The organism is Streptococcus orisasini (genome assembly GCF_001431045.1).
Taxonomy (GTDB): Bacteria; Bacillota; Bacilli; order Lactobacillales; family Streptococcaceae; genus Streptococcus; species Streptococcus orisasini.
The window spans coordinates 54,365-61,100 of the sequence record NZ_BCLE01000041.1; the positions used below are offsets into that span (position 1 = coordinate 54,365).

Sequence of the window (6,736 nt, forward strand, 5' to 3'; positions counted from 1 at the left end):
CAAATAAGGAGAAAAATTTAAATGAAACTTCATGAATTAAAACCTGCAGAAGGTTCTCGCAAAGTTCGCAACCGCGTCGGCCGTGGTTCATCATCAGGTAATGGTAAGACTGCAGGTCGTGGTCAAAAAGGTCAAAAATCCCGCAGTGGCGGCAGCATCCGTCCTGGATTTGAAGGGGGTCAAACTCCGCTTTTCCGTCGTTTGCCAAAACGTGGATTTACAAATATCAATGCTAAAGAATATGCACTTGTTAATCTTGACAAATTAAACGTCTTTGAAGATGGTGCAGAAGTTACACCTGCTGTCCTTAAAGAAGCAGGTATCGTTCGCAATGAAAAATCAGGAGTTAAAATCCTTGGTAATGGCGAATTAACTAAAAAATTAACTGTTAAAGCAGCTAAATTCTCAAAATCTGCTGAAGCAGCAATCACTGCTAAAGGTGGTTCAATCGAGGTGATCTAATGTTTTTTAGGCTTTTAAAAGACGCCCTAAAGGTGAAAAGTGTTAGAAAAAAGATTTTCTTTACCATTTTTATCATCTTTGTATTTCGTGTTGGTACACACATCACCGTACCAGGCATCAATGCTAAAAGTCTTGAACAAATAAGTGATCTGCCATTTTTAAATATGCTAAACCTAGTCAGCGGTAATGCTTTGAGTAACTTTTCAGTTTTCTCAATGGGGGTTAGTCCTTATATTACCGCCTCTATCGTGGTTCAGCTTTTACAAATGGATATATTACCTAAGTTCGTTGAATGGGGGAAACAAGGAGAAGTTGGACGCCGTAAGCTAAATCAGGCGACACGCTATATCTCACTGGTTCTTGCTTTCTTCCAATCTATTGGTATTGCTTACGGTTTCAATGCACTTTCCAGTGTAGGTATTGTAACAACCCCAAATGTAAAAACCTTTCTTTTAATTGGTGCTATTTTGACTGCAGGAAGTGTGATTGTGACCTGGCTGGGAGATCAAATTTCTGATAAAGGTTTCGGCAACGGTGTTTCAATGATTATCTTTGCTGGGATCATTTCGTCAATACCTGAAACCATTAAATCAGTTTATGAAGATTATTTTGTCAACGTTCGTTCTGGCGAGATGAAAAACTCACTGATTTTTGTAGGACTGCTAGTATTGGCCAGCTTGGTAATTATCTTCTTTACAACCTTTGTTCAGCAAGCGGAATATAAAATTCCAATCCAATATACAAAGCTGGCACAAGGTGCGCCGACCAATTCTTATCTGCCTTTAAAGATAAATCCAGCCGGTGTTATTCCTGTCATTTTTGCAAGTTCCATTACAACAATTCCAAGTACCATACTGCCGTTTTTCCAACGGGGGCGTGATATTCCTTGGATGTCAACTTTGCAGGAATGGCTGTCCTATACCAATCCAACAGGGATGGCTGTCTATGCAGTTCTTGTCGTTCTGTTTTCATTCTTTTATACCTTTGTACAGGTGAATCCGGAAAAGACAGCAGAAAATCTGCAGAAGAATGCTTCTTACATTCCTAGTGTCAGACCTGGCCGTGAAACGGAAGAATACCTGTCATCACTCCTAAAAAAACTTGCCACAATCGGTTCCATTTTCTTGGCCTTTGTTGCCTTGAGCCCGATTGTTGCTCAGCAGCAGTTTGATTTATCATCAAGTGTGGCTCTGGGAGGAACCAGTCTTTTGATTGTTATTTCAACTGGTATTGAAGGAATGAAACAGCTGGAAGGTTATCTGCTCAAGAGACAGTATGTTGGTTTTATGAATACTGCAGAATAGAATATAAAGTCAAACTTTATAGCAGAGCGTTAAAAAACGCAGAAATTGTTTGTTTTTAAGCAGCTGCTTAGAAAAGCAGACAAAGGCTGCGGGGGTAGGATGATGAATTCGCTGATGTTTTGAATTCATCTTCTGCTCCTTTCTATTTTGTTTTTTGATAAGTTTGCCAAATTGGCAGATTTATTTGAAAACAAAATAAGGAGACTATCATGAATCTTTTAATTATGGGTTTGCCAGGTGCTGGGAAAGGTACTCAGGCAGCTAAGATTGTTGAAAAATTTGGCCTTGTTCATATTTCGACAGGAGATATGTTCCGTGCAGCTATCGCCAATCAAACAGAATTGGGACTGTTAGCTAAGTCCTATATGGATAAAGGAGATCTGGTTCCTGATGAAGTGACCAATGGCATTGTAAAAGAGCGTCTGGGACAAGAAGACATCAAAGAAAAAGGTTTTCTTCTTGATGGCTATCCAAGAACTTTGGAACAGGCAGAGGTACTGAATGCTATCTTGAAAGATCTTGGCTTGAAATTAGATGCGGTAGTTAACATTGAAATTGCTGCTGATAAACTAGTTGAACGTTTGAGCGGCCGCATCATCAATCGTAAAACTGGTGAAACTTTCCATAAAGTTTTCAATCCTCCTGCTGATTACAATGAAGAAGATTATTATCAGCGTGAGGATGACAAACCAGAAGCTGTCAAACGCCGCTTAGATGTCAATATTGCTCAAGGTCAGCCGATTATTGAATTTTATCGTGCTGAAGGATTGGTTCATGATATTGAAGGAGATCAAGATATTGAACTAGTCTTTGAAGCTATTGACAAGGTTTTGTCAAATTTAAAATAAAATCAGCTTACCAGCTTGATTTTTCTTGCAAAGAGTGATAGAATAAGCTAGTCTGGCTTATAATTGTTACCTCTGTGCTCAGAGGTCATCAAATCGAAATTTAGGGGGGCTTTTGCGTGGCAAAAGAAGATGTGATTGAAATTGAAGGCAAGGTTGTTGAAACCATGCCGAATGCGATGTTTACAGTTGAGCTCGAAAATGGACACCAAATTTTGGCAACCGTATCTGGAAAAATTCGAAAAAATTATATTCGTATTTTAGTAGGAGATAAGGTTACTGTCGAGATGAGTCCTTATGATTTGACTCGCGGCCGCATCACATACCGCTTTAAATAGTCGAAATAAATGGAGGGATAAAAAATGAAGGTAAGACCATCGGTTAAACCAATTTGCGAATATTGTAAAGTTATTCGCCGTAATGGCCGTGTTATGGTTATTTGTCCAACAAATCCAAAGCACAAACAACGTCAAGGTTAAAATAGAAAGGAGAAAAAATGGCTCGTATTGCTGGAGTTGATATTCCAAACGACAAACGTGTAGTCGTATCACTTACTTACATTTATGGTATCGGTTTGCCAACTTCTAAAAAAATTCTTGCAGCAGCAGGTGTTTCAGAAGATGTCCGTGTGAAAGATTTAACGTCTGATCAAGAAGATGCTATCCGTCGTGAAGTTGATGCAATTAAGGTTGAAGGAGATCTTCGCCGTGAAGTTAACCTCAACATTAAACGTTTGATGGAAATTGGTTCCTATCGTGGAATCCGTCATCGTCGTGGACTTCCTGTCCGTGGACAAAATACAAAAAACAATGCTCGCACTCGTAAAGGCAAAGCTGTAGCGATTGCTGGTAAGAAAAAATAAAATAGGAGGTAAAAAAATTGGCTAAACCAACACGTAAACGTCGTGTGAAGAAAAATATTGAATCTGGTATTGCCCATATTCACGCTACATTCAATAACACTATCGTTATGATTACAGATGTGCATGGTAACGCTATTGCGTGGTCATCAGCTGGTGCGCTTGGATTCAAAGGTTCACGTAAATCTACTCCGTTTGCTGCTCAAATGGCTGCAGAAGCTGCTGCTAAATCTGCACAAGAACACGGTCTTAAAACTGTTGAAGTTACCGTAAAAGGTCCTGGTTCAGGTCGTGAGTCTGCTATTCGTGCGCTTGCAGCTGCCGGTCTTGAAGTAACAGCAATTCGTGATGTGACTCCTGTACCGCATAATGGTGCTCGTCCTCCAAAACGTCGTCGTGTATAATCATAACCTAAATAGTACACAGGAATGTTTTAGAGGAGTAAAATAGATGATTGAGTTTGAAAAACCAATAATAACAAAAATTGATGAAAATAAAGATTACGGCAGATTTGTCATTGAACCGCTTGAACGTGGATATGGTACAACTCTAGGTAATTCTCTTCGTCGTGTACTCTTGTCTTCCCTTCCAGGTGCAGCTGTTACATCAATTAAAATTGATGGGGTACTACACGAATTTGATACTGTTCCAGGTGTGCGCGAAGATGTTATGCAAATCATCCTTAACATAAAAGGACTTGCTGTAAAGTCTTATGTTGAAGAAGAAAAAATCATTGAACTGGATGTTGAAGGCCCTGCAGAAATTACTGCTGGAGATATTTTAACAGACAGTGATATTGAAATTGTCAATCCTGACCACTATCTCTTTACTATTGCCGAAGGTGCAAGCCTGAAAGCAACTTTGACTGTGGATACTAATCGCGGTTATGTTCCGGCAGAAGAAAATAAAAAAGATGATGCACCGGTTGGAACACTTGCTATAGACTCTATCTATACACCAGTTAAAAAAGTCAATTATCAGGTTGAACCTGCTCGTGTCGGCAGCAATGATAATTTTGACAAATTGACAATCGAAATCATGACTAACGGAACTATCATTCCTGAAGATGCTTTAGGTTTGTCTGCCCGTGTCTTGATTGAACACTTAAATCTCTTCACTGATTTAACTGAAGTTGCCAAGGCAACAGATGTCATGAAGGAAACAGAACAAGTTTCTGATGAAAAAGTACTGGATCGTACGATTGAGGAACTTGACTTATCAGTACGTTCATACAACTGTTTGAAGCGTGCTGGTATTAACACAGTCTATGATTTAACAGAAAAGACTGAACCTGAAATGATGAAAGTTAGAAATCTTGGACGCAAGAGTCTTGAAGAAGTCAAAGTAAAATTGGCTGACCTTGGTTTGGGATTAAAAAACGATAAATAATAATATAGGAGGAAATAATGGCTTACCGTAAACTAGGACGTACTAGCTCACAGCGTAAAGCAATGCTTCGTGATTTGACGACAGATCTTTTGATCAATGAATCTATTGTAACAACTGAAGCTCGTGCGAAAGAAATCCGCAAAACCGTTGAAAAAATGATTACTCTTGGTAAACGTGGCGATCTCCATGCCCGCCGTCAAGCAGCAGCATTTGTTCGTAACGAAATTGCGTCTGAAAGCTATGATGAAGCTAGTGATAAATATACTTCAACAACAGCACTTCAAAAACTTTTTTCAGAAATTGCACCACGTTATGCAGAACGCAACGGTGGATACACTCGTATTCTTAAAACAGAACCACGCCGTGGTGATGCTGCCCCGATGGCAATTATTGAATTAGTATAATTTTTATCAATTTTGTTGAGTGTTACGATGATGGAATTTTAAGAATTCTTAGTCTAGCTCTGGTCTGCCACTAGGAGTTTCTCCTAGTGGAACACTCATCATATTGAAGTGATAGCGTTTATTTAGGAAATGTTTTTAGGGTTAGAAACACTTTCTAAATAAGCGCTTTTTTTGAATTTTCTAAAGATTTTGTTATAATTAATGTCAAATATTTGAGGGGCAGAATATGACCAAGGCTATAGATTTATTAAAAAGGCGTTATCTTGATAATATTAAAAAAGAGCCAGAAGCTTTCATAGGAATTGAGCTGGAATTCCCAATCGTTAATTTAAATCAAGAAGCAACCGATTTACGGGTTACAAAGGCTTTGCTGTCTTATCTTCCTCAAGTTCTGCCTTTTGAAGTGGAAAAGTGCGATACAGACAATCAGCCTGTCCAGCTTATCAATAAGGACACAGAGGATCGGATTCTTTTTGAGGTTTCTTATAACACTATAGAATTTGCTCTGGGGAAAGTAAAAAAGATTCAAGATGCTGAAAAAAGATTTAATCATTATTTAGATGTTATACAGAACTATTTGAGATCTTACCACCATGAGATACAGGGTTTTGGAGTGCATCCTTACTGGTATTTAAATGATAACAGTGCGGTTAAATTGCCACGCTATCAGATGCTTTTAGATTTTTTAGCCTTGTCTAAGAATAAAAAAGATCCTTTCTTTCATAATTTTCCGCAGTATGGCTCTTTTATTTGCGGTAGCCAAGTTCAACTTGATGTCAGCCGAGACAATTATCTTCGTGTTATTAATGCCTTTAATAAAATTGAAGCTGCCAAAGCACATTTATTTGCCAATTCAGAATTTTGGGGACAGGACTGGCCAACAAAAATTTCACGAGATATTTTTTGGGAAAACTCCATGCACGGTATTTTTAAAGAAAATGTCGGTGTCAATAGCAGAAGTTTTGAAACAGAGGAAGAGTTTTTTGACTATCTTGCTGGCTCAGCTATTTTTACGGTAGAACGAAATAACGAGATCTATTACTTTGAGCCGATTCGTGTTAGAGATTATCTGCTGCAAAAAGAAATCTCAGCTTGGAATCTAAAAGGAGAAAAGAAGACGCTGATTCCTCAAGTAGCAGATTTTGACAATCATCGAAGCTATCAATATCAAGATTTAACTAAGCGCGGGACTGTCGAATTTCGCAGTGTCTGCACCCAGCCTCTGAACCAGACATTTGCTCCCATCGCTTTTCATGTTGGTCTTTTAGCCAATTTAAATAACTTGGAAAAATTTTTACAGACAAGTGATTTTTTATCTGCTTATCATCATGATTATAGAGAGATAAGACGGCGCTTTAGTCAAAAAAAACAAAGAATAGAAGATCAAGAAAAAATAAAAATTTTCACTGAAAATGTGCTAAATTTCAGCCTGGCAGGGCTATGTCGTCGAGGGAATGGGGAAGAAAAATATTT

The 6,736-nt window shown here is 38.4% G+C and carries 10 protein-coding genes; all 10 read left to right on the top strand.

What is annotated here, in order from left to right:
• Positions 1-21: 21 nt before the first annotated feature.
• Positions 22-462: a 50S ribosomal protein L15 gene (gene rplO, locus SCSH_RS09035; protein WP_057491586.1), complete on the top strand. Its 441-nt coding sequence runs from the start codon at positions 22-24 to the stop codon at positions 460-462.
• Positions 462-1,766, top strand: a complete 1,305-nt coding sequence (gene secY / locus SCSH_RS09040; protein WP_057491587.1) for a preprotein translocase subunit SecY — start codon at positions 462-464, stop codon at positions 1,764-1,766. Before rplO ends, secY begins: the two co-directional genes overlap by 1 nt.
• A 209-nt stretch (positions 1,767-1,975) precedes the next feature.
• Positions 1,976-2,614, top strand: coding sequence for an adenylate kinase (locus SCSH_RS09045; protein WP_057491588.1), 639 nt, complete (start codon positions 1,976-1,978; stop codon positions 2,612-2,614).
• A 116-nt stretch (positions 2,615-2,730) separates the two neighbouring features.
• Positions 2,731-2,949 (top strand): translation initiation factor IF-1, encoded by a 219-nt coding sequence (gene infA, locus SCSH_RS09050; protein ID WP_002262318.1) that lies wholly within the window; start codon positions 2,731-2,733, stop codon positions 2,947-2,949.
• A gap of 24 nt (positions 2,950-2,973) precedes the next feature.
• Positions 2,974-3,090 (top strand): 50S ribosomal protein L36, encoded by a 117-nt coding sequence (rpmJ, locus tag SCSH_RS10965; RefSeq protein ID WP_000868345.1) that lies wholly within the window; start codon positions 2,974-2,976, stop codon positions 3,088-3,090.
• Positions 3,091-3,107: 17 nt separating this feature from the next.
• Entirely contained in the window at positions 3,108-3,473 is a 366-nt protein-coding gene (rpsM, locus tag SCSH_RS09055; protein WP_057491589.1) for a 30S ribosomal protein S13, read from the top strand.
• Positions 3,474-3,490: 17 nt separating this feature from the next.
• The gene (gene rpsK, locus SCSH_RS09060) at positions 3,491-3,874 is read left to right on the top strand and encodes a 30S ribosomal protein S11 (RefSeq protein ID WP_057491590.1); all 384 of its coding nucleotides are present in this window, start codon (positions 3,491-3,493) and stop codon (positions 3,872-3,874) included.
• 46 nt (positions 3,875-3,920) lie between these two features.
• Positions 3,921-4,859: a DNA-directed RNA polymerase subunit alpha gene (locus SCSH_RS09065; protein ID WP_057491591.1), complete on the top strand. Its 939-nt coding sequence runs from the start codon at positions 3,921-3,923 to the stop codon at positions 4,857-4,859.
• 17 nt (positions 4,860-4,876) lie between these two features.
• Positions 4,877-5,263 carry a 50S ribosomal protein L17 gene (gene rplQ / locus SCSH_RS09070; protein ID WP_057491592.1) on the top strand — a complete coding sequence of 129 codons (387 nt, stop codon included), beginning with the start codon at positions 4,877-4,879 and terminating at the stop codon, positions 5,261-5,263.
• Between the two features lie 226 nt (positions 5,264-5,489).
• Positions 5,490-6,736, top strand: a 1,247-nt coding sequence (locus SCSH_RS09075) for a glutamate-cysteine ligase family protein (protein ID WP_057491593.1), incomplete at its 3' end; no start/stop codon positions are given.